The organism is Paenibacillus sp. HJGM_3 (assembly GCF_045062745.1).
Lineage (GTDB): Bacteria > Bacillota > Bacilli > Paenibacillales > NBRC-103111 > Paenibacillus_AA.
Map to the genome: position 1 here is coordinate 20,771 of NZ_JBJGED010000018.1, position 23,945 is coordinate 44,715.

Sequence of the window (23,945 nt, forward strand, 5' to 3'; positions counted from 1 at the left end):
ATGTTGAAAGTGCTTATCGTAGACGATGACAAATTAGTGCGCAAAGGACTTATCGCCACAATGCCGTGGTCGGATTTCGGCATGTGCGTTATCGGGGAAGCGAGCAACGGCCAGAGAGCCTATGAGTTTATCGAGCAGCATGAAGTCGATCTGCTCATTACCGACCTGGCGATGCCGGTTATGTCGGGCATCGATCTGATGCGCAAGCTGGCTCACTCGTACCCCCATATTTGGATGGTCGTCTTAACGTTTCATCAGGAATTCGAGACGGTGCAAGAAGCGTTAAGGATCGGGGCTATCGATTACGTTGCCAAAGTCCAACTGGAGCAAGAAGAGGCGGAGGAGGTTCTGGGCAGAATCTCCCGCCGCATTATCCAGGAGCGGGAGCGCGATCAGCAAAAGAGGTTCAACGATCCATTCAATGAAAAAACCGGTAATCCCTCGGCCGGCGGCTTGTCGAACGGCACCCATTCTCCGGTGTCGGATCCTGACTTGTCGGCCGTTCGGGCCAGCTGGTCTTCCCTCCTGTGGATTGTCAATGAACCGGTTTTTCACGATTATGTGGCGGAGCTGCGGCGGATGAGGCTTCCCGCGCCGATGCTGGCAAGTTTGTTTCAGGAGGCGGTATGGGAGTGGTCACGCATCGTCCCCGAGCATTTGGTTGAACCGAACGCGCCTTTATATACATTGGAATCGTGGGCGGACTGGGAGCAATGGTTGAGGACGGCTCGCAAACAGCTGCGAGGAGCGTTGTTGAAATCCTACTCCGGAGAAGTGACACAGTGCATTCTGAAGGCCGTTTCGTTTATCAACAGAAATCTATGCGATGAGCTGAGGGTTGCCGATGCGGCGAGAGAGGCCGCAATGAGCAGGAGTTATTTCAGCCTTTGCTTCAAAGACATTATCGGCAAATCGTTTCACGACTACGTGCGGGATGCAAGAATTGCCAACGCCCGGATGATGCTGAAACAAACGGCGAATCCGATCTATTGGGTAGCGCAGAAATGCGGCTATCCGAATGAAAAGTATTTCACCCGGGTCTTTCGCGAACAGATCGGCATGCTGCCCAGCGAATACCGAATGGTGGAAGATTGAGTGCAAAATTATCCGAAAAAGAACAAAATTGTCTTCCAATTCTGTCCCGACCGCCAACAAGTCAGGATAAATTTGGGCTTCTTGAAGACCATAGTGACCTCTCAATGAGGTTCTTTTTTATTACAATGGATTCCGTAAGGGATAAGCGGGTCACTTTTGTATGCGGATTCAAAAAAGAAAACCAGGAGGTCGAAAAGGAATGAGGAAAGGGCAACAATGGGGGCGGCTTGCATTAGCGGCTCCGCTGCTGGTTGCTGTTGCGGCATCAGGATGCTCGAAGGGCGGCGGAAGCGGGTCGGGGGTCTCGACGTCTACCGCAACGGCAACGGCAACCGCAACAGCTGCGGCTGAAAAAAAGGAAAATAAAATCGACGTATCGTTTTATTACTCCGATGCTGGGCTTGGGCATCCGAACGGCGTCGATCCGAGCGACAACTTCTTAGTCAATATTATCGAAAAGAAGGCCAATGTGGATTTGAAGGTGGAAGTGCCGCAGTACGCCGATTTTGCTACGAAATACAACTTAATGCTGTCTTCCGGCAAACTGCCAGATCTCGTCTATACCACGGTGTTCGACACAACCATGCAGGCGGCAAGGGACGGGGCGTTTATCGATTTGAAAAAATATTACGACAAGTCGCCAGCCGTACAAAAAGTGATATCGCCGGAGATGATGGAAGCGGCCAAAGATCCGAAGACCGGGAAATATTTCCGCATCCCGCTGCCGATGGATAAAACGCCGCAAGGCGCGGGGGTTATCGCTCGATACGATTTGCTGCAGAAGTACAATGGCGGCAAGTGGCCGGAATCCGTGGACGAATGGCTCGACGTCATGCGGAAGCAGAAAAAGGAAAATCCGAACGCAATTCCGATGGCCAACCGGGCTTCTGGAGATAACGTATTCGGCTTCGGCGGATTGGTTGTTTTTAACTGGTACGGAGCGAATCCGTACGGCTTCCGGGTCACGGGCGGCAAAATCGTGCCGAATGTCGTGCTCCCAGAGTATCGCGCCGCCGTCGATGTCATGCGTACCATGTACAAGGAAGGCCTGCTCGATCCGGAATTCGCCACGTCCGATGGAGCAAAGTTTAGTCAAAGAGTTAACAACAACGAGGTTCTTGTTTACTACAACGCGGCAGACCAGATTGCTCCCTCCAAGGCGAATAAGGACATTGGAAGAGAGGTGCTGTTTGCGCCTGAGCTGAAAAAGTACCCACAGGAGCTGGCAGATCCGAAATACACGTATACCGGGTTGGCTGCCCCTGCCCATCCTACTTTCGGCATGTACATTTCATCGCAGGCGAAAGATCCCGACCGGGTGTGGAGGGTGATTGAAGCGTTCGCTTCACCGGAGCTGCGGGAAGCCATTTTCTGGGGGCAAGAAGGCGACACGTATACCGTAAAGGATGGAAAGCGGATTCCCAATGCCGAGAAGCTTGCCGACCCGAACAGAAGATGGGTGAAAAATTTGGCGCTTCTGTTCGGCTACACGGACGGTCAAGAGGTGACGCGGGCGACCCAGGACCTGCAGATCGCGGATCCCGCTTACATTCAACGATTTTACGACAGTCAGAAGCCGTTGGCCCAGCGGGCGGAGAAAGCAGGGTACACGACGTTCACCGGTTATGTGGAGCCGGACGATGCCTTGAAAAAAACGTCGGAAATCAAGCAGGAAATCAATCGCTTCACGACAGCGGCGATCATCGGAAAAATCTCGATGGAGGAATTCGATCGTGAAGTCAAAGAATGGGAGCGCAAATACCGCAGTCTCAAATACGATCCGCTGCAAAAATACATGGACGCCAACAAAGAAAGCTTGAGAAAAGAAGGCTTCAAGATGGTGGATTGGTAAAAGAGGTGAACGAACTTGACGACCCAAACGGCGGCCCCGGAATCCATGATTCCGGCGGCCGCGCTCAAGAAAAGCAAGCGAAAAGCGAAGCTGATCAAAAATGTGTATTTGTACATTTTGCTTGCGCCGACGCTGCTTACTTATTTGATTTTCAAATACATCCCGATGTACGGCATTTCGATCGCTTTTCAGGATTACTCGATTTTTAAAGGGCCGTTTCGCAGCGATTGGGTCGGCTTCAAGCACTTCGCCTATTTTTTGCAGGACGAGAAGTTTTGGCAGGTAATGAGGAATACGCTCCTGCTTAATTTTTACGAAATCGTTTTCGCATTCACTGCACCGATCGTGTTCGCACTGCTGGCCAATGAACTATACAGCCGAGTATTCAAACGCGTGATGCAAACGATTTCCTATTTGCCCCATTTTTTATCGTGGGTGGTCGTTTCCGGTATTTTCTATCAGGTGTTGTCCCCGGAGAACGGACTCGTCAATGTGTTTTTAGGCTGGTTCGGGATCGATCCGATCTATTTTATGACCGAGGAAAGCATATTTCGGGGTATTTTGGTTGGTGCCGAAATATGGAAAGGAGTCGGGTGGTCGGCGATTTTATATTTCGCCACCATCGCCAGCATTGACTCGCACCTGTATGAGGCCGCTTGGATCGATGGGGCCGGCCGATTCCGGCAAGCTTTCGTGATCACGATACCTCATATGATGCCGCTCATCACGCTGCTGTTCCTGCTGAGGCTGGCGAGCATCTTCGGCATCGATTTCGACCGGATTTTCTTGCTGCAAAACCCGCTCGTTTACGAAGTGTCCGATGTGATCAGCACGTACGTGTACCGGGTCGGTCTGCAGCAGGCCCAATACAGCCTGACGGCCGCGATCGGATTTGTGCAAAGCGTCATCGGCTTCGTCCTGCTTCTCACATCGAACTATATTTCCAAAAAAATAGCCGGTTACGGTTTATACTGAGGGAGGCCGAGATGCAACGTTACAATACGCCGTCGCGAACAGCATTCAACATTTTTAACTATACGTTGTTCGTCCTTTTCGGCCTCTCGATTCTCGCGCCTTTCCTCAACGCCATCGCCATCTCGCTTAGCAGCGCAGATGCGGTAATCGGGGGCCAGGTGCGGTTATGGCCGGTCGGATTTCAGCTTGATGCCTACCACAAATTGGTTAACAATACGACATTTATGCGCTCGGCAGTCAATACGGTTTTTTTGACTGTCGTGAATACGATTCTCGATATCGTCGTTTCGCTTGCGGCAGCTTATGCACTCTCGCATAAAGATTTGATCGGCAAGCGGACCGTGTTCGTCTTCCTCCTTATTACGATGTACTTCGGCGGCGGCTTGATTCCTACTTATTTGCTCGTTACCGGAATGGGGCTGCAAAACTCGTACTGGGCGCTCATCCTGCCGGGCATCGCAAACACGTTTTATATTATCGTATATAAAAATACGATCGATCAGCTGCCCCGGGAGCTGTTGGACGCCGCAGAGGTCGATGGGGCGAATGAATTTGCCATGCTGTTCCGAATCATCGTGCCGATGGTCCTCCCGATGTCGATGGCATTCACGATATTCAGCGCCGTCGCCCACTGGAATATGTGGTTCGGGGTGGCATTGTACATCCGGGATAAAGATCTGTGGACACTTCAATACCAGCTGCGTGAAATTTTGATTAACGCACAGTTGGTCAACAATGAAACGGGTATGGAAATGGCACGCGGCGAAATACCGATTACGCCGGAAAATTTGAAGATGGCGGCGGTAATGATTACCGTCCTTCCGATCATCGTCATTTATCCGTTTGTGCAAAAGTACTTTATCAAAGGGCAGTTCGTCGGTGCTGTAAAGGGGTAATGCTGATGGGTCCGGAAGAACAATTTGTGATGCCCGATACGACCGTTTACCGTTTCGGAAACGTTTCGACCGGTCGGGACGTAACACTCATCGGCGACCCGGAAGCGGCGCCCGCGGTGACGACAGAGACATACGGAGTGAGGATTCATTCAACACTGACGGACGCTTCTCGTACGTTCGAGTTCGAAGTGCCGATAGCGGGATGGTTCGCGATCAAGCTGGGAGGCATGACGGCCGCCGATGGCGGTACCGCCGACATCCGGATAGACGGAACCCATTACGGCCAGTACAGCTTCTACAGCATCAACGGCCAATATCCGAGATCGGACCTGTTTATCCGGCAGCTTGAATTGGCAGCGGGCAACCATACCATTGTGTTGACAGTTAGAGCGAAAGGAAACGCGTACGGTACCGGAGAGGGCACGGCAATGTATCCAGTACGGCTGGTACTAATCGATCTCGAGGCCGTTACAAGCAGCAAGACGCGCAGAACATACATAACGGATGCCAAGATGGCAGCGGCCCGGCAAAACGTGCAGCAATACGATTGGGCGGCGGCACTCTGCAATGAGGTGCTGATGATAGCGGATCAATACGTGGCGCTCGGTTATGAGAGGCTCTGGCATTTTATTCCGTCACAATACGTTCCGCGCAGTTATAATGTCAACCAATTGAAGGGCAATTTAAGCCCGGTCTCCGGCGATCTGAAGCAGTATGGCAACTATCCGTGGAAGGCGGATCCGCTGAACGAGCCGTGGAAGATCGTTGATCCGGCCCAGCGGCTATAAATTCCCTACGAACGATTTCGGCGCGTATTACCGGAGCGGACTGAATGAACACGGCAACTTCTACCCGGCATTGGCTGACCGTGGTCTGCTTGTCAATACACTCTATCCGGAGAAAGGTCCGACATGGGGCGTAGATGACGGGTACGGCTGGTTCGATCCGGAAACGGATACGATCTATACGTTTATCGCCTACTACGCCCATTGGTTCTCTTGGAGCGGCAGTAGCGCCTCGCTCTCACACGTTCAAGGGGCTCTTAGTTACTTGCAGAACGCTTACATCTATACCGGTGACGATAAGTATGCGAATGCCGGCGCGATCATTCTGGATCGTGTCGCCGACGTATATCCTGCCATGGATACGGCGGAGTTCGACAAGGCCACCTACGTTAACTCCCACGGAGGCTCCGGCGACGGGAAAGCGCTCGGTTCCATATGGGAAACGGGACTGGTGAAAGTGTTAATCAGCGCTTACGATGCGTTCTTTACAGCGTTCGACGATCCGGAAGTGGTCGGCTTTCTGCAATTGAAGGGGCGGCAATTCGACCTTCCACTTAAAAATAATGGCACAGAGATCCGCCGCAACATAGAAGACGGCATTTTACGCCAGGTTCAGCCGGGGGTTTTGTGGCACCAAATCGCCGGCAATAACGGTTTTCACCAAAGCGCTCTGGCGATGGCGGCCGTCGTGCATGACACGATGCCGGAAACGATGCAATGGCTTGATTTCACCTTTAAATACGGTGAGAATATCAGTCGCATTCCGCGGCAAATAACGGGCGGGAATGTTTCGTTCACTATGGTCAACGATGTGGACCGGGACGGTCATGGCAACGAAGCTGCTCCGGCGTATAACCGGCTATGGCTGAGCACCTACTTGATTTTGGCGGAAATGTTAAGAGGATACGACAAATACCCGGCAGCGGATCTTTATGAGAACGTGAAGTTCCGTAAAATGTTCCAAGCGATGTACCCGCTGATTATGCTTGGCAAATATACGCCTTCCATCGGGGACAGTGGAGCAACGGGAATGCCGGCAATTATGGCCGGCAAGCACCAGTCGATCCTGGCGTTCGAACGTTTTGGCGATCCCTTTTATGCTCAATTGGCTTACATGCTGAACGGAGACACGACAGAGGGCATCCATTCTGACGTTTTTACACTCGATCCGAACAAAGTGGCCCGTGATATTGAGGCGGTCATGCAACAGTATGGTCTGCTTGATCTGAAAAGCGTCAATTTGACCGGTTACGGCTTCGCCGGTCTGCGCGACGGCGAGATTGACGAAGCATCCGACAAGAGACGGGCATTGTGGCTCTATTATGGCTACAACGACCGCCATGGGCATCGCGATAAGTTGAACCTTGGCCTTTACGGCTTCGGTCTCGATCTTGCTCCGGACTTGGGATATCCGGAATCTGCGAACGCGTTCGACGCAAACCGGTACGAATGGCAGCTGAATACGATCAGTCATAATACGGTGATGGTCGATAGGACTATGCAATCGGTGCAGTGGGACGGCACGCCGAAGCATTACGACGACTGCTCCTTAGTCAAGCTGATCGATGTTGAAGCGCCGGAGGTTTACCCGCAAACGAGGCTATACAAACGCACTTCCGCTATGGTACGCGTTGACGCTGCAAATTCGTACGTGATCGATTTTTTCCGTGTCAAAGGAGGGAACGAGCACCACTTCAGCTTCCATGCGGCCGAAGGACCCGTTATCACAGAAGGGTTGAATTTGACCGCTCAGCCGACGGGCACATATGCGGGACCGGAAGTCGAGTTCGGGAAACGCCCGGCAAACGATAGCGTACACGCCAGCGGTTATACCGGCCCCGGCTTTCACTGGCTCAAAAACGTCGAACGTGACAATGCTCCTTCCGCAATATTTAGCGTAGATTATGCGGTTGTGGACACATGGGACGTCCACCCTGTTGACCCGGACGTTCATTTGCGTCTCACGATGATCGGCGCTGTGGACGATGTAGCGCTGGCGGATGGGGTACCGCCGCAAAACATTGCGCGGAATCCGAAAAGCCTAAAATATGTCATCGTTCATCGTTGCGGGGAAAACTTGAATAGCATCTTTACGTCTATCATCGAGCCTTATAAGAACCGGCCTTTCATCCGAAGTATCGAAGCGGCGGAGGTAACCGCGGCTAATCGGATGGCTGAGCCGGGCTTGAACGATGTGCGTGCGGTTAAAGTCCGGCTTCATAACGGTCGAACCGATTACATTTTCTCCTCTCTGTACCCGGACGCGGCTTATATCATCGACGGTAAAATCCGATTCGAAGGGGCATTCGGCCTCTATTCTGAAAAAGATGGCAAGCCCTTATTTACCTATATCAACGATGGCGCTTATATCGGCAATATCGGCTCATCGAGTGCTAGCGCTGGCGTCAGCCGCCTACAAGGCACCGTCGTGGATTTCACGAAAGAGCTGTCGCTGCATAATTCGCTTACCGTGGAGCTTGACTTGCAGGGACTGAATTCGGACAGCTTGATCGGCGCATCCATTTACGTTCAGAACGACGGTAAGCGCAACGCCGCTTACATGATCAAGGGCGCTGCCGCTATCGGGGAGAAAGTATATGAACTTGATCTTGGCGACATAACACTGATTCGAGCCTATGCCGATTCGAACGATTCGCGTAAAGGATACATTTATGATGTGGCCGCAGGCAGCGCCTTCACAATTCCTCTGGCCAGAGAGCAGCAATGGCAATCCTAGGTAAAGGAGGTGAGCTTAAAGAAAAGAGAGTCCGCTTTCACGGAATTGTAGAACGTGCTGTAAACGCTTTCGGCAAGGCCCTCAAGCCTCGGGGGCCACCCTGAAAGGATGGAGCGAGAACCGAAATAGAGGCAATTTTATTAATCAGAGGAGGTGGATGTCAATCATGTTCATCAGCAGAATGATCAAGATAGGGCTGATTGTCTCGGCATGCTCCGCAATCGCCATCTTTATGCTGGTAGCCGCTGCGACTCCTGCTATGGCTTCGAACAATCCGTGGTACGATAAGTTCATTTCCTGGGAGTCGGTAAACGCGACCAAGATCGACGACATCAAGACGAATCCGTACTCCGAGAACCTGGGCTGGTGGGAAGGCTACGTGCTCAAGAGCTATATGAATATGTATGATTTGACGCACGATACGAGCTGGCTCGATAAGATCGTCGACCATACGGATTCGGTTATCTCCACCGCGACCGACATCGACGGCGACGGGTACCTCGGCTGGGGCACCGGCGCTTATGCAGGCGTGCAGCTGGTCACGAACGGCGGCTTCGAGACGGCGGCTTCCGGCGACCAGCTGCTGCCGGCCGGCTGGACAAGATTTCAGTCCACTAGTGCGACTGCTTATCGGGGAAGCGGAAGCGCCGCTTACTCAGGCACGTACGGGATCGCCTTGAAGACAAACCCGTCCGCCGGCTGGCAGAAAATGACTCAGACGCTGCCGACTTATGTGCCGAATGCTCCGTATACGTTCATTTTCGCCGGAAGGACGAACGGATCGGCGGCCAAAGGCAAAGCGATCGTGTACAACGCGACGACCGGTACCGTTCTGGCAAGCGCCGTCGTGGACAACACGACGTTCCAAGTGTTCACGCTCCGGTTCAAGGCCCCGTCCGTCGCCGGGCAGACGCTGCAGGTGCATTTTCAGCATAATGATTATACGGTTGCCGACGGTTGGGCGTACTTCGATGCAGCAAGTGTCGCCCCTTATTACCCGTATATGGTTCACGAGAGCAATCTGATGGTGCCCGTCGCCCAGTTCATCCGCACCGTCAAGCAGACGCCGTCTCTGCAAGCGGCTTACCTAAGCAAAGCGAATACGTACCAGAGCTTCATCGAGAACGAGATCGTGCCGAAGTGGGAGAGCAGCAGCTTTATCGGCAATACGTGGGTGAACGTCGGCACGACGGAAGGCTATTACAAGGAGCCGCCGAACTTCGATTCGCTGCCGGGCAACGTCAACCCGCTCCCGTACAACATGATGCTCTCGATGAGCGACCTGCTGCTGACGATGTACGATGTGAACGCGAACGCCTCTTATCTGGACAAGTCGAAGCGGATGAACACGTACTGGAAGAACAACCTCTTCCTGCAAAACAGCAATTCCGCTTACAATTGGTACTATGCCGAATGGCCGTCGCCAGGTATTGAGGATACGTCCCACGGTGACTTGGACGTCGTCTCCGCGCTCGGCATGTTCAATCACGGACTTGTCTTTGGCGGAACCGATATGGACAAGTTTACGAGCACGTTCGTCGACGTTATGTGGAACGGCTCCACGTCGTCGTCGCTCGTCGACGACAAGGTGGACGGTTTGTCGGGGAACTACGGCGATACGAAAATGATCTTCGGCTTTGTCAATCTTGCCCAATTCAACAACAACGCCTGGGTGGCCGCCGCTCGGCAATATAACGGCTATAATATGGGATCGTCGTCCGTTCACGCCGTAGAGGCGTTGACGTTGACGGAAATTATGAAGTGGGACCCGGTCAAGCTCGTCAACCAGGGATTCGAGCTCGATTCCAGTGCGGACAGCACTCTTCCGTCACGGTGGACGCGCGTCGGATCGACATCCGCGACGGCGTATCAGGACTCGGCGAACAAGTCGACCGGCGCATACGGTATGACACTCGTATCGAACGGGTCGACTCCCCAAACGGTGTATCAGCGGTGGGAAGAGGAAGTCGCTTCCGCGACGTACGTCGTCACATTCGACGGCAAGACGGACGGCTCGGGCGCCGGCGGCAAAGTATGGGTGTACGACGAGACGACCGGCACGACGCTAGGCAGCGTGACGTTCACCAGTACCTCGTGGCAGCCGTACACGTTCACCTTCACCGCTCCGAGTGTAACGAACCACGTCCTCAAGGTATACCTGGGACATAATAACATTGCTGTCAACGGCAAAACGTACTTCGACAACGTCGTCGTCAAACGTCAGGGAGACGCGTGGTAAAACCGATGCCAATACGCTGGACGGGAGTCGAAATTAGATCCCGTCCAACTTTTAGTTCCTTCACAGTTCCGATCATCGAACCTTTCACGAAAAGTTTCTTCAGAAATTGGTAGACGCACAGGGTCGACAATGTCGCAAACAAGATACTCCAAATGAAAGGCCATCATCTACATTAACAAAGATCTGTATCCACTTCATGTCGTGCTGCGGAACCTGCTCATAACCGGCAATGTGCAGAGTGAGGTCGGTATGGCCGGAGGTGCAATCGACATCTCTATTCCCGCTATTCCGGAGCAGTTAAAAGTGGGGGTCATTATGGTGGCGACCTTGCCGAACCTATGCGTCTACCTGTTTCTTCAATAATATTTTGTGAAAGGCTCCAAGATCGGATCGTTAAAAAGAATAAGCACTTTCAAAACACTGACGGACTAAGGAAAGGGGGTGAGGGGAATTTAAAACGTTGCGTGATTTCAACTAATCTCTAAGATCTAAGACGGGAGGATGAGAAGTATGAGTCTATTTTTTAAACGCCCGCTTTCGACGACATTATGCTTGCTGCTGATTTTTTCCTTATTTTCGACAGCTGCTTTGGAAACTGCTAGTGCGGATCCGGAAGAACCGTTCGTTATGCCGGATACTACGGTGTATCGTTTCGGAGCCACTTCAGGCCATTCCGTTTCTCTTATCGGCGATCCGATCTCGGCACCGGTTGTAACGGCTGAACCCACGGGGGTTAAAATCCAGTCCACCTTAATTGCCGCATCCAGAACGTTCGAATTTGCCGTGGACAATGCCGGCACTTACCGAATTCTGCTCGGCGGGATGACAGCAAAGCATGGCGGTACCGCTGATGTTTCCATTGATGGATCTGTCTACGGCCAGTATAGCTTTTACAGCATGAACGGGCAGTACCCGAGGCCAGACCTTTTTATCCACCAGTTGCCGCTTGCGGCGGGGCGTCATACAGTAACGCTTACCGTCAAAGCGAAAGGAAACGCGAACGGTAATGGGACGGGAACCGTGATGTATCCGTCGCGTCTTGTTCTTACCGATCTTGGCTCCATCACGAACAGCAAGACACGCAGAACGTACTATACGGAGCAGAAGGTCCAGGCAGCACGCCAGAACGTTGAGCTGTACGACTGGGCAGCCGCTCAGCGAGACGCGGCAATGGAGAAAGCGAATGCATATGCAGCGCGCAGCTTTGAGGAACTGTGGAATTCCGTGCCGACCCAATACGTTCCGCGTTCCTACAACGTAAATCAGCTGAAGGGAAACTTCAGTCCGGTATCCGGCGATTTGAAGACCTATGGGAATTACCCGTGGAGGGCTGACCCGCTCAATGAACCTTGGAAAATTATAGATCCCGCAAGCGGCTATAAGTTTCCGACGAACGATTTCGCGGCGTATTATAAAAGCGGGTTGGACGAGCACGGCAATTTTATTCCGGCACTGGCCGACCGGAGCCTCCTTGTCAATACGCTTTACCCCGAAAAGGGCCCGACTTGGGGTGTGGACGACGGGTACGGCTGGGTCGATCCGGCAACAAACACCCGTTACACGTTTGTAGCTTACTTTGCGCATTGGTTTGCTTGGACCAACGGGTCAGGCGGAATAGCAAACGTTCAAGGTGCCCTGGACCAGCTGCAAAAAGCTTACGTGTTTACCGGGGATGAGAAGTACGCGAAGGCCGGGGCGGTTATTTTGGACCGCGTAGCCGACGTTTATCCCGCCTTGGACACCGCCGAATTTAGCAGTAGTGTTTATGTGAACTCACATGGCGGAACCGGAGACGGAAAAGCCGTGGGCTCCATCTGGGAAACCGGTTTGGTGAAAACATTCATTAGCGCTTACGATGCTTTTTTTACGGCGTTTGACGATCCGGAGGTCATCGAATTCCTTAAAGCCAAGGGGCAGCAGTATAGCTTACCGCTGAAAAACAGCAGTGCGGAAATCCGCCGCAATATCGAGGATGGTATTTTGCGCCAAGTTCAGCCGGGGATGTACTGGGATCAGATTCGCGGCAATAACGGATTCCATCAAAGCGCGCTCGCGATGGCGGCCGTTGTTCACGATACGATGCCGGAAACAAAGCAATGGCTGGATTATACTTTCCAATCCGGTGGATTTATCGGCACCATCCCACGACGGGTGACGGGCGGAAATGTCCTCTTCAGCATGGTCAACGATGTGGACCGGGATGGACACGGAAACGAATCGGCGCCAGGCTATAACCGTCAATGGCTGGGTACGTTTCTGCAGGTGGCCGACACCCTCCAGGGCTACGATAAATATCCGGTGGCCGACCTTTATCAGAATGTGAAATTCCGTAAAATGTTTCAGGCGATGTATCCGCTGATTATGATCGGAAAATATACGCCTTCCATCGGAGACAGCGGTGCGACGGGGAATAGAGGCATCTTCGCCGATAAAGCGCAGTCGATTAAAGCGTTCGAGCAGTTCGGCGATCCAATCTACGCCCAGCTCGCTTATATGCTGAACGGAAACAAGACGGACGACATCCATTCTGACGTTTATACGTCCGATCCCCATAAAATTGCACGCGATATCCAAGCGGTCATTCAGCAATACGGTCCGCTCGAGCTGGGCAGTACTCATTTAACCGGATACGGCTTTGCAGGCCTGCGCGACGGCAAGGTTGCGGAAGAAGCGGACAATCGACGGGGGATGTGGCTTTATTATGGCCGGAACGGCGGACACGGGCATAAAGATAAGCTGAACCTCGGTCTCTATGGCTTCGGTCTGGATCTTGCACCCGATCTGGGGTATCCCGAAAGCGCAAACGCCGTCGATCCGCACCGGCAAGAATGGATGCTGAATACGATCAGCCACAATACGGTGATGGTCGATAAGCAAAAACAAAAGGTCCAATGGGACGGAACGCCGACGCATTACGATGATAGTTCCCTGGTGAAGCTGATCGACGTAGAGGCGCCAGGCGTATACCCGCAAACGCAACTTTATAAACGAACGTCAGCCATGATTCATGTGGATGAAGCGAATTCGTATGTCGTGGATTTCTTTAGGGTAAAAGGCGGAAGCGATCACCACTTCAGCTTCCATGCGGCAGAAGGCCCGGTTACGACGGAGGGTCTCAGTCTGACGCCTCAGCCGACTGGCACTTATGCAGGTGCCGACGTGGAATTCGGACAGCGCCCGGCAAACGACAGTGTGGCCGGCTCCGGCTATACCGGGCCTGGCTTCCATTGGCTGAAAAATGTGGAACGCGATTCGGCGCCTTCCGCAACGTTCAGCGTCGACTACGATATTGTCGATACATGGGACGTTCATCCGGTAGATCCCGACGTTCACGTTCGTTTGACGATGCTGGGCGATGTTGAGGACGTAGCGCTCGCCGACGGGGTGCCGCCGCGAAACAATCCGGGCAATCCGGATCTGATCAAGTATGTCGTGGCTCACCGGAGCGGGGAGAACCTGAACAGCAGCTTTACGTCCGTAATCGAGCCGTACAAAGACAACCGCTTTATAACGGGCATCGAAGAAGCAGCGGTCGCAGCAGCCGAGGGAACCGTAACTTCGAGCGTTTACGATGTGAAAGCGGTCAAGGTTTCGCTTGCCGACGGGCGCATCGACTATGTTATCAGCTCCTTGAATTCGGATTCTGCCTATATTGTGGACGGCAAAATCCGGTTCCAAGGCTCGTTCGGGGTTTATTCCGAGAAAGACGGGCAGCCGGTATTCACTTACATCAACGACGGGGCGTATATCGGAAAAATCGGCTCGCCTCACGAAAGTGCGGGTCTCGCGAGACTACAGGGCACAATCGTCGATTTTACAAAAGAATTATCGCTTCAAAACAAGCTCACGGTACAGATGAACATGCACGGCACGGACCCAGGCAGCTTGATCGGCACGTCGATTTATGTGCAGAACGACGGTCAACGCAATGCCACGTATCTCATTAAGGCTGTTAAGGCACTGGGGAATGACCGGTACGAGCTGGATCTGGGCGACATTACGCTCATCCGATCGTACGCGGACCCTAATGATTTGTTCAAAGGCTTTGTGTATGATGTCGCGGAAGGCAGCTCGTTCGTGATCCCGCTCGACAGGCAGCAATTGTGGCTTTCCGAGGTGACAATTGCCGTTCCGAAGACGGAGCTGGATAAGAACGAAACGGTGCAGCTTGATGTTCAAGGCTATTACGCGGATGGAACCCGGGTTGACTTGGCGGGGTATAACTTCAAGTACGACATCGACGCCGAAAGCGTTGCGAACGTAAACGGCAAAAACTTGCTAAAAGCGCACAATGCCGGCTCGACCGTAGTATCCACAAACGTGGAAGTGAATGGGGTTCATCGTTCGGGAAGCGTACAAATTACCGTGAAATAAGACAGCCGGAAAACCGCGAGGCGCAGACCTTCTGCATCTCGCGGTTTTTTTTGGTAAGGTCTAGCTAAGACCTTTAATATGAACGGGGAGGCGTAAACGACAGACTTTTCTAGCAGAAAGCCTATAAATGTCTCCGCGTTTGTACTGTTGACTAGACATATCCGCACCCCACCTTTCGCAATCTTTGTTCGAGGAGAGTCGGGCCGGTTAAGGCGCCCCACGCCTACTGACCCAATTGAGAGAGCTGCATACTGGTTCTATCTCCTCCGGCAGCGGATTATTCCGACAAACGGTGCGCCGAGTGGATTCCGGTACGGTAAGGTGAAGAACAGCGCAGTCGATTACCAGAACGCAGTGGCCCGGCTTGAAACCTTTGAACGAAGGATGTCGAGCGTGCTGCTGGAAAAGAGAAGCACTATTTTGGTGGGAAATGTCTTGTTAATAGAGGTGGAATGCCCGGGGATACGGGGCGTAATGTCCGGGGGAACGGAATGAGGTCCGTTTAAAAGGACTTATTGGGCTTGTACCGACTATTTTACTTCACAAGAGGATATTTGCAATATAAAAAGAATAGAAGATATACAACATTGGGAACAGGGTCTAGATTACATTACGATGTTAGTGGAACGTTATCTTAGAGAAGGAGAGTATGCAAACATCCTCAAAGTGGTTCTGCAATCGAAATTGGATTTGTAGATGGGGCTATTGATATTCTGTTTCGTACTTAAATATCTGGAATTAGTCTTTAAGCATTACTCATGTGAGGAGGTTCGTTATGGAGAAAGAAAACAGAGCTAAATTGTTGGGGATCGATGGTGTCTATATCCCTGTAACAAACAGAAAGAAGTCCGAAGAATGGTATGTTGAGCACCTTGGAATGGAACGTGGTGGAGATTATTTACTTGCCGGCAGGCAGGAAATATTTCTTCGTGAGCGGTTAGATGAGCAGGTATTATCATTTCAAACAAACCAGTGGTTTGAAAATGGTGACAGCTATGTGATGCCTTTTGTTTGTTTTCGTACATCCGATATTGATGCGTTGTACGAGCATTTACGTACGTTAGGAGTTAGTATTGGCGATTTGATTGTACATAGTTGGTTTAAAGAATTTGATTTCTGTGATCCAGACGGAAATAAAATCAAGATATGGCAAGGGTCAAAAGATTAACGTAACAACAATGGCAGGAAAGGTTGCTGGCACATTAGATGATGTGTTCATCGACCATGTTACGTTTACGTCACAAGGGAAAAGCTTCACATCCGAATCTGTGAAATGGTTTAGTATTTTTTTGCTTCGAAAGTAGGTACTTGAAAAATAGGCAAATGATTAAACTCTCATCCAATCGATTCTATGAACTCTACCATATAGTATTTAACTGACAGACCATGCTTTGTTACAACTCTCTCAAAAACTAGATGAAAATGGAATATTATCGGATACTTAAGTACGAAGTCCCGCTTTCATCTCAGCCAACATTATAGATTCACTCTGTAGAGTTTCGAGGAATATTTTCTTCAAGTATTGAAACAGCAAGTTGAACAGACAGGCGTGATATCTTAACGACACCCTCCTTGGCAAGCTCGCTCATCACGCCACTGACCGCTTCGCGGCTAGCACCGATCATATTGGCAATCTCTTGATGGGAAAGCGACAGATCAATCAACGCATATCCGTCTTGAATGACGCCGAATTTGGCGCTCAGTGTGGAAAGGAGATGGAGCACGCGTTTTCTAAGACCATGAAGCGCAAGCTGTTCCAATTGATCCTCCCGCTCCTTTAACCGGTCACTGAGTGCTTTAAGAAATTTGAGCGCAAGCTGAGGCCGATTGATCATCAGCCGTTCGAACTGAGGCTCGGACATCGTGCAAAGAAGCGACGATTCCATCGTTTCAATATAAACCTTCCTGGTTCCGAACGAGAATGAATTTAACTCACCGAATATATTTCCTCTTGTGAGAATGCCAAGCGTGAATTGTTTTCCGCTGTCGTTCAGTTTATAGAGTCTAAGCTTGCCCTCCTTGACAAAATAGAGTCCCTCGCGCGCGGACTCCGGGGTTTGGACCAATGTGTTTTTTGTGATCCAATTGAAATGATGGATGGTATCTAGCTGATCAATCTCTCTCATTTCTTCTCGTGTCATTTCTTCAAAAATACTTATTTGCGATAAATACCAAAGCTTGTTCATCGGATATATCGGTCCTCCTAAATAATTTTGGCAAGTCATTGGGCGTTCGTTGCAATAACATTATTGCAACGAACGGACCTTTTTTAAGGCTTCGGACGGTTCCATCCGCGTTCTATGGTTTAAATCTGAAGCACCGGCTATGACGGTTCCTTTTTTATCGATAATATATGTGGCTGTGACAGGAAGCTCAAATGTATGGTCACCGTTATATTGATGTAGCTCAATTCCAGATTTTTTCTGAATGGCTTGCATAAAGTCAGGCAGCTTGTATTTAAGATTGTAGTTTTCCGCAGTTTTGTTGTTCGCATCGCTAAGGACGAAGTAGCTCAGTTCATGTTTTTCTTTCATGGAAAGTGTATGATCAGGTGTTTGCGGGCTAATGGCAATCAATTGAGCACCGACAGCTTTAATCTCATTCATGATGCGCTCATAGGCCTTCAATTGCAAATTGCAGTACGGACACCATTCACCCCGATAGAAAACGATAATGACGGGGCCCTTGGCAAGTTCTTCAGATAATGTGACGGATTTGCCCGTAGCATCTTCCAGGGTAAAATCGGGAGCCTTATCTCCGATATTCAGTCCTTTGCCTGCACCTTGATCTCGAAGGTCCTGAAGCAATCTGGTAAATGTCGCCGCGGCATCTGGCGACATATTACGGTTTTGAGCCTGGAGTGCATCAAATTCTTTTTTTAAGCTTCTTTCCCATTTAGAAACACTGTCCTGGACCATAAGCGAAATCGATTTTTGAATTGGCGGAAATTGAAATCCTAAAGCTGCTGCTCTGGCATTCAATATCTTCCAAGTATAAGGAAACATGGCGTAGGGGGATAAAGTTTGTTCTTCATGACGGCCTACATGAAACAGCGGGGTCGTATTCAAGCAGTTCCCTATCTCATAACAGAGTTCTTGGATGCTTAAGTAACCGCTATTCGCCGCATTGATTGGTCCGACAAAATCGGATTTGGCTCCGATAAAATTAAGAAATTCGGCCGCATCCCACGCTGTCACATAAGTAATAGGGTGCTCGACTTCCAACACGCCGATAGATTTATGTTCAGCAACATGCTTCACATAGTAATCAAAACGGCCTGTATAATCGTCGGTTCCCGATACGACCATGGCTACGCGAACCGCAACGACGGGAAATGTCGCATTCCGGAAGAAATAGGCTTCAGCCTGACGTTTTCCTTCGGCATAAGCATATTTCTCAACTTCTGAATCATAGACGTGTTGTTCCGGCGTGAAATCGTCTTCGGTGATTTCGGTATCTTTACTATTATAAACCGCCATACTTGAGGTTAATACATACCGCTTAACGCGGTTTCCAAGCGCTTCCAGGGCAATTTTGGCATCTTGAGGATTAAAGCAGATTTGATCGTAAACGACATCATAATAACAATTGCCGAATGCTTCCATCATGGCATCCTGATTCGTCCGGTCCACCTTTATTCGGGTCACGGCGTCGCGAAAATCATCCGGTGTCTGACCTCTTGTTGCAATGGTCACATCGTGACCATCCCCGAGTAATAAATGGACTAACCGGCGACCGAAAAACGCTGTTCCTCCTAAAACGAGTATCTTCATCCATATTCTCCTTTCACGTTTGTATTCTTACTTTATTAATTGAGCGAATTTACTCCTGCCATCCAGGACAAAATAAAATGGACTGATAACTCTATGGTACCTGGCGGTTTAGTTTACAGAGTAACATGCCGGTCGAATCGTTGTCTGTAATCTACTTTACATTGTTCTTCCGCATTTCGTATTTCAAGATATGATGGAGAACTGTAATCTACATTACAGAACTCCAATTTTTCTAGAATTATAATCAAGCCATCATTCGATATTGGAGGTTTCAGAACGATGAGCAACCAAAATGTAACCGAACACGATACGTGAAGCCTACAACAAAACGGCTTGAAGAGGTCAATGCGTGGGCGGAGCGAGCGTCTGAAGCGGATTAATGAGGCAGACAAAGGCGACTGTTCTACATGTGGCGACTATGCATCTTTATTAAATATAAGTTAAGAAGGAGAGAATATATCGTGACAATGACCAAGGAAGAAATTTTGGAAGCTCATCGTTTTCGGCATGCAACCAAAGAATTCGATCCTAGTAAAACCATCCCCGAGGACGACTTTGAATTTATTTTGGAAACGGGCCGGCTCTCGCCCAGTTCGTTTAGCTCTGAGCCGTGGAGATTTGTTGTTGTTCAAAACGAACAGCTTCGGAACAAAATAAAAAACATTTCGTATGGAGCGGCCAGCAAACTGCCGGAGGCCAGCCATTTCGTCATTATTCTGGTCCGGACCCCGCTGGATATGAGATATGACTCCGCCTACCTGAAGGAGCAGCAGTCCAAAGCCGTTCCGAAGGAACACCTGACAAGGCATCTTGAAATCTTTGAAGAGTTCCAGAGACATGATTTCAAGCTCCTGGATCATGAACGCTTTCTTACTGATTGGGCCATCAAGCAGACGTATATACCGCTTGCGAACATGATGACGTCTGCGGCGCAAATCGGCATAGATTCATGTCCGATCGAAGGCTTTGACATTGAGAAAATGAATCAGCTGTTGGACGAGGAAGGGCTGCTGGAGGACGGACACTTTACCATCTCGGTCATGATTGCCTTCGGTTATCGCAAAAAAGAGCCGAAACCGAAAATACGCCTTCCGTTTGATGATGTTGTGAAGTGGGTCAAATAAATTTTTGTACCATCTGTCGTCGTAAGACGCCGAGCTTTGGCGGGACTAATAGTCTGCGGACCGACGTGCTGTGCAGGCGAAGACTATACATGGAGGTGTCCAAATGAAAGCGATTGTGGTGACAGATAAGGCCGCAGGAACGGCCGGGATGACGCTGGCGGAGCGGCCGGAACCGAAGGCGGCGGCGAACGATGTCGTCGTTCAGGTTCATGCGTCGGGATTCACCCCAGGCGAGCTGACGTGGCCTGGAACCTGGACCGATCGCCTCGGCCGCGACCGCACACCGTCGATCCCCGGCCACGAGGTGGCTGGAGTGGTCAGCGCCCTCGGCTATGGCACGAGGGGGCTGTCGGTAGGACAGCGGGTGTTCGGGCTCGCGGACTGGACGCGCGACGGCACCCTCGCGGAGTACGTGGCCGTCGAGGCACGCAACCTCGCGCCGCTGCCGGGCGATATCGACTTCACGGTGGGAGCGAGCCTACCGATCTCGGGTCTGACCGCGTGGCAGGGACTATTCGTGCACGGCCGCTTCCAGGCGGGGCAGAGCGTCCTCGTGCACGGCTCGGCCGGTGGAGTCGGCTCGATGGTGACGCAGCTCGCCCGCGAGGCGGGAGCCTACGTCATCGGCACCGGACGTGCCGCCGATCGTCAGACGGCGCTCGGCTTCGGCGCCCAGGAGTTCGTCGACCTCGACAACGACTTGCTGGAAGACGTCGGCGGCGTTGATCTGGTTTTCGACGTGATCGGTGGCGACATCGGGCAGAGGTCCGTGGGTCTGGTTCGCGCCGGTGGAATGCTGGTCACCATCGCCGGCCCGCCCGAGGCACAGCCGGCCGAGGGCTTGGCGGTTGATTTCGTCGTCGAGGCCGATCGCGCGCAACTGGGTGAGATCGTCCAGCGGATCCGGGATGGTCGGCTGCGGACGAACATCGGCAACTTGGCGGCCCTCGACGATGCTGTCGCGGCCTTCAACCCTAATGAGCGGATCAAGGGAAAGACGATCATCTGCGTTCGTCCGTAAGGGCGCCGGGACAGTGACCGGGCCTCGTGGATCATCGTCAGCCGCGAGGCCCGGTCATTTCCGGCTTCGGACATGGGAACTAAATGGCAATTTACGACATATGTCCTTAAAGTACATGCAAAGACCACCGGAAATCCGGTGGTCTTTGCATGTCAATGTGTAGAGTTTCGAGGAATATTTTCTTCAAGTATTGTAAGAGCAAGTTGAACAGACATGCGTGATGTCTTAACGACGCCCTCCTTGGCAAGCTTGCTCATCACGCCACTGACCGCTTCCTGGCTAGCACCGAGCATACTGGCAATCTCTTGATGCGAAAGAGGCAGAACGATCAGCGCATATCCGTCATGAAAAATATTCAAGAGATGCTGCAGCACAGGAGGATCCATCCCCGCGATGCGGGACAGATCGATGAAGATCGTTTCGATATTGGCCGCCCGACATGGGTAAAGACGACAATCTTGCCGCCGTTGATGTAAAAATGAGGAAACACATTTGTATGATAGATATCCAACAATAGTAATACTAAATAGACTCCCGGATGCTCTTAGGAAGGCTTTTAACAACCAAATCGTAAGAGTGGTCAATCATTGCAAAGATATCCGATTCTGGCAAAGAACTCTCGAGAATAATCGTATTCCAGTGCTGTTTGTTCATATGATACCCCGGTCGAACGTCCTCATGCTGCTCTCTCAAGTTTTCCGCAATCACCGGGTCGCATTTTAGGTTCAAGTACCCTTTTTCCTCATAAAAAAGAGCGAATATTTTACCTGCAATTTTTATCGCGAACGGATCTTGATCGGGTCCCAAGGGATAATCCTTAATCGCTCCTTTTTTGTTTAGACAGTATTCGATGAAATAATTTTTCAAACCGGCTCATCTCCTTCATAAATGAAATCGTATAGTCTACGCTGAATATTTCTCGAAACTCTCTACGATTCGGGTTCAACTAGGGAAAAGGGAAAATTTAAACACATATGGACGAATTGACGTTCATGATTTACATAAAATGGGATATCCATGTTGTTAAACAAAGAGACTGTCATTGAGACAGCCTCAAGGTTAAGTTTATTTAAAAACTTTTATACGTTCTTGTACCGGAGTAAATTTCTTTTCACCTGCTGCGGCAGACGGTTTACCGAACGGCATTTGGGCAATCAGTTTCCAGCTTTCCGGCAACTTCCATTCTGCTTTTACCCGTTCATCAATCAATGGATTATAATGCTGTAGGTTTACACCAAGCCCTTCAGCCTCCAGCGCCATCCAGATCACCAATTGGTGCATTCCATTTGTTTGCTGTGACCAAATGGGGAAGTGTTCTTGGTAAGATGGATATTGTTTCATAAAACTATCAATAATGGACTGATCTTCAAAGAAAAGCACTGTACCGTATCCGTTCCGAAATCCGTTCATTTTTTCCTGAGTAGAAGAAAATCGTTCGGCAGGAACGTCTGCTTTGAGAACTTCGGTCGTAATATCCCATAACTTGTTATGTTGTTCACCCAAGAGCAAAACAATGCGGGTAGTTTGATTGTTAAACGCCGATGGTGTATGTTTAACGGTTTCCTCGATTATTTCTTGGATACTTTGATCCGAAATTGGTGATTCTTTGCTAATTCCATAAATGGAGCGCCGTTCGCGTAGTGCAGTGAATAAATCTTTCTCCAAGGTTTCCATGATACCTCTCCTTACCATATTTTTTAATTTCCAATGTTCCAAGTTCCTACGTCCACGGGATTTATTATAACCATTACAAACAAAAAGTTATGTGAAGTAAATTACATACTTGAATCGATTTTAGTGTGTAAGGGAATTTTAGTTCTAATTTAATTTGGGAACAGGTGCGATTTAAGACAATACGTCACATTTTTTTCGCCGTCAAGGGCTGCACAACAGCGCCGGATCATCGAGCTATTGGCAACTCACGCTACGAAAATTTGCGGACATTTTCAGACTTGCGGTGTCGCAGCATCTCAAGGTGCTGCTCGAGGCGAACCGAAGTTTAAAAAGTTGGACATTTTGCTCCAGACCGCAAAAAAGAAACCTACCAGCCGGTAGGCTTTTTACGTTATATTTCAATTCCTTGTAATGCTATCTACTTCGCTGAAACTACCTCTATAGAGATCTTAACCCATTGTCTATGGCAGGCTGCCTGATTTATTGCAGATTAACATGCCGGTCGAATCGTTGTCTGTAATTTCCTTTATATTGTTCTTCCGTATTTCGGATTTCAAAATATGATGGAGCACTGTAATCTACATTACAGAATTCCTATTTATTTTAGAATTATAATCAAGCTATCATTCGATATTGGAGGTTTCAGAACGATGAGCAACCAAAACTTAACCGAACAGCTGGAAGCGGCCACACAGCAGTTTAAGGCCAATTCTCCGATTGAAGCACAGATCAAGCTCAGTCAAATGATCGAGGATCTTCAGAAATCGGGGATCGCTTCCGGGAAGCAACCAGGCGAGAAGGCGGCGGACTTTAAATTAACAAACGCACTAGGCCGGGATATCATTTTATTTGAAGAGCTCGCGAAAGGGCCGGTTGTGCTGGTCTTCTATCGCGGCGGATGGTGTCCTTTTTGCAATATGCAATTAAAGGCTTACCAGCAGATATTGCCGGAAATCCAGGCGATAGGAGCGCAGCTTATAGCGATTAGCCCGCAAAAACCAGATCATTCGTTATCCCTTCAGGAAAAGGAAGGATTGGGATTTCAAGTCCTTAGCGATCGAAACGGTTTGGTAACGGCCAAGTACAATCTGCTCTTCGATGTTCCGCCAGGAGTAAGGAAAGTCATGGAAGGTATCGGACTCGATCTTGCGGAGTACAACAATACCTCCAAATGGATTTTGCCGGTTCCGGCTGCATTCATGATTGACGAGAGCGCCATTATTCGCTCCTCCTATGTCAATCCGAATTTCATGCAGCGTCAAAGCCCGGAGGAAATTTTGCGAGAGCTAAGAAAGCTGTAACGATTTTTGCATCATACATTTGTGAGCATATCCATATATGCTGGTGATACGGGAGAAGGTTATATGGCTGGGTTCAGCGACGGAGCTGGCGCACGAGCA

17 protein-coding genes are annotated in these 23,945 nt (G+C 50.3%); 12 read left to right on the forward strand and 5 right to left on the reverse strand.

Features of this window, described 5'->3' with window-relative positions; genetic code table 11:
- The 9 genes from ACI5FR_RS19510 to ACI5FR_RS19550 all read left to right on the forward strand — a co-directional run bounded on the left by ACI5FR_RS19510 (position 1) and on the right by ACI5FR_RS19550 (position 16,121).
- The gene (locus ACI5FR_RS19510; protein ID WP_405457337.1) at positions 1–1,095 is read left to right on the forward strand and encodes a response regulator transcription factor; all 1,095 of its coding nucleotides are present in this window, start codon (positions 1–3) and stop codon (positions 1,093–1,095) included.
- A gap of 199 nt (positions 1,096–1,294) precedes the next feature.
- Positions 1,295–2,947, forward strand: a complete 1,653-nt coding sequence (locus ACI5FR_RS19515) for an extracellular solute-binding protein (RefSeq protein WP_405457339.1) — start codon at positions 1,295–1,297, stop codon at positions 2,945–2,947.
- A gap of 15 nt (positions 2,948–2,962) precedes the next feature.
- Entirely contained in the window at positions 2,963–3,922 is a 960-nt protein-coding gene (locus ACI5FR_RS19520; RefSeq protein WP_405457341.1) for an ABC transporter permease, read from the forward strand.
- A gap of 11 nt (positions 3,923–3,933) precedes the next feature.
- The gene (locus tag ACI5FR_RS19525; protein ID WP_405457343.1) at positions 3,934–4,818 is read left to right on the forward strand and encodes a carbohydrate ABC transporter permease; all 885 of its coding nucleotides are present in this window, start codon (positions 3,934–3,936) and stop codon (positions 4,816–4,818) included.
- A gap of 5 nt (positions 4,819–4,823) precedes the next feature.
- Complete coding sequence (locus ACI5FR_RS19530; RefSeq protein WP_405457344.1) at positions 4,824–5,606, forward strand: hypothetical protein; 783 nt, start codon at positions 4,824–4,826, stop codon at positions 5,604–5,606.
- Entirely contained in the window at positions 5,584–8,340 is a 2,757-nt protein-coding gene (locus tag ACI5FR_RS19535) for a heparinase II/III domain-containing protein (RefSeq protein WP_405457346.1), read from the forward strand. Before ACI5FR_RS19530 ends, ACI5FR_RS19535 begins: the two co-directional genes overlap by 23 nt.
- A gap of 166 nt (positions 8,341–8,506) precedes the next feature.
- Positions 8,507–10,579, forward strand: coding sequence for a hypothetical protein (locus ACI5FR_RS19540; protein WP_405457349.1), 2,073 nt, complete (start codon positions 8,507–8,509; stop codon positions 10,577–10,579).
- A 627-nt stretch (positions 10,580–11,206) separates the two neighbouring features.
- On the forward strand, positions 11,207–14,953 hold the full coding sequence (locus ACI5FR_RS19545) for a heparinase II/III domain-containing protein (RefSeq protein ID WP_405457351.1): 3,747 nt from the start codon (positions 11,207–11,209) through the stop codon (positions 14,951–14,953).
- 775 nt (positions 14,954–15,728) lie between these two features.
- A complete protein-coding gene (locus ACI5FR_RS19550; RefSeq protein ID WP_405457352.1) occupies positions 15,729–16,121 on the forward strand; it encodes a VOC family protein in 393 nt (130 codons plus the stop codon).
- Positions 16,122–16,437: 316 nt separating this feature from the next.
- Here ACI5FR_RS19550 and ACI5FR_RS19555 read toward each other — a convergent pair whose 3' ends face one another.
- Together ACI5FR_RS19555 and ACI5FR_RS19560 are read right to left on the reverse strand one after the other, a co-directional pair.
- Positions 16,438–17,139, reverse strand: coding sequence for a Crp/Fnr family transcriptional regulator (locus tag ACI5FR_RS19555; protein ID WP_405457353.1), 702 nt, complete (start codon positions 17,137–17,139; stop codon positions 16,438–16,440).
- A 60-nt stretch (positions 17,140–17,199) separates the two neighbouring features.
- Positions 17,200–18,726 (reverse strand): redoxin domain-containing protein, encoded by a 1,527-nt coding sequence (locus ACI5FR_RS19560; protein ID WP_405457355.1) that lies wholly within the window; start codon positions 18,724–18,726, stop codon positions 17,200–17,202.
- Between the two features lie 467 nt (positions 18,727–19,193).
- On the opposite strand from ACI5FR_RS19560, the gene ACI5FR_RS19565 reads away from it, so the two are divergent.
- Together ACI5FR_RS19565 and ACI5FR_RS19570 are read left to right on the forward strand one after the other, a co-directional pair.
- Entirely contained in the window at positions 19,194–19,850 is a 657-nt protein-coding gene (locus tag ACI5FR_RS19565) for an NAD(P)H-dependent oxidoreductase (protein ID WP_405457545.1), read from the forward strand.
- 103 nt (positions 19,851–19,953) lie between these two features.
- Positions 19,954–20,871: an NADP-dependent oxidoreductase gene (locus ACI5FR_RS19570; RefSeq protein ID WP_405457358.1), complete on the forward strand. Its 918-nt coding sequence runs from the start codon at positions 19,954–19,956 to the stop codon at positions 20,869–20,871.
- A gap of 152 nt (positions 20,872–21,023) precedes the next feature.
- Here the strand turns inward: ACI5FR_RS19570 and ACI5FR_RS19575 are convergent, their stop codons facing one another.
- The 3 genes from ACI5FR_RS19575 to ACI5FR_RS19585 all read right to left on the reverse strand — a co-directional run bounded on the left by ACI5FR_RS19575 (position 21,024) and on the right by ACI5FR_RS19585 (position 22,536).
- Positions 21,024–21,245 (reverse strand): helix-turn-helix domain-containing protein, encoded by a 222-nt coding sequence (locus ACI5FR_RS19575; RefSeq protein ID WP_405457360.1) that lies wholly within the window; start codon positions 21,243–21,245, stop codon positions 21,024–21,026.
- Positions 21,246–21,393: 148 nt separating this feature from the next.
- Positions 21,394–21,738, reverse strand: a complete 345-nt coding sequence (locus ACI5FR_RS19580; RefSeq protein WP_405457362.1) for an MmcQ/YjbR family DNA-binding protein — start codon at positions 21,736–21,738, stop codon at positions 21,394–21,396.
- 198 nt (positions 21,739–21,936) lie between these two features.
- On the reverse strand, positions 21,937–22,536 hold the full coding sequence (locus ACI5FR_RS19585; protein ID WP_405457548.1) for a nitroreductase family protein: 600 nt from the start codon (positions 22,534–22,536) through the stop codon (positions 21,937–21,939).
- A gap of 659 nt (positions 22,537–23,195) precedes the next feature.
- On the opposite strand from ACI5FR_RS19585, the gene ACI5FR_RS19590 reads away from it, so the two are divergent.
- Positions 23,196–23,846, forward strand: coding sequence for a peroxiredoxin-like family protein (locus ACI5FR_RS19590; RefSeq protein ID WP_405457364.1), 651 nt, complete (start codon positions 23,196–23,198; stop codon positions 23,844–23,846).
- Positions 23,847–23,945 lie beyond the last annotated feature (99 nt).

Excerpts from the sequence above, each read along its gene's own strand:
- ACI5FR_RS19560 (WP_405457355.1), bottom strand. The coding sequence starts at position 18,726 with ATGAAGATACTCGTTTTAGGAGGAACAGCGTTTTTCGGTCGCCGGTTA.
- ACI5FR_RS19525 (WP_405457343.1), top strand. The coding sequence starts at position 3,934 with ATGCAACGTTACAATACGCCGTCGCGAACAGCATTCAACATTTTTAAC.
- ACI5FR_RS19510 (WP_405457337.1), top strand. The coding sequence starts at position 1 with ATGTTGAAAGTGCTTATCGTAGACGATGACAAATTAGTGCGCAAAGGA.
- ACI5FR_RS19550 (WP_405457352.1), top strand. The coding sequence starts at position 15,729 with ATGGAGAAAGAAAACAGAGCTAAATTGTTGGGGATCGATGGTGTCTAT.
- ACI5FR_RS19590 (WP_405457364.1), top strand. The coding sequence starts at position 23,196 with ATGAGCAACCAAAACTTAACCGAACAGCTGGAAGCGGCCACACAGCAG.
- ACI5FR_RS19565 (WP_405457545.1), top strand. The coding sequence starts at position 19,194 with ATGACCAAGGAAGAAATTTTGGAAGCTCATCGTTTTCGGCATGCAACC.
- ACI5FR_RS19530 (WP_405457344.1), top strand. The coding sequence starts at position 4,824 with ATGGGTCCGGAAGAACAATTTGTGATGCCCGATACGACCGTTTACCGT.
- ACI5FR_RS19540 (WP_405457349.1), top strand. The coding sequence starts at position 8,507 with ATGTTCATCAGCAGAATGATCAAGATAGGGCTGATTGTCTCGGCATGC.
- ACI5FR_RS19515 (WP_405457339.1), top strand. The coding sequence starts at position 1,295 with ATGAGGAAAGGGCAACAATGGGGGCGGCTTGCATTAGCGGCTCCGCTG.
- ACI5FR_RS19555 (WP_405457353.1), bottom strand. The coding sequence starts at position 17,139 with ATGAACAAGCTTTGGTATTTATCGCAAATAAGTATTTTTGAAGAAATG.
- ACI5FR_RS19570 (WP_405457358.1), top strand. The coding sequence starts at position 19,954 with ATGAAAGCGATTGTGGTGACAGATAAGGCCGCAGGAACGGCCGGGATG.
- ACI5FR_RS19545 (WP_405457351.1), top strand. The coding sequence starts at position 11,207 with ATGCCGGATACTACGGTGTATCGTTTCGGAGCCACTTCAGGCCATTCC.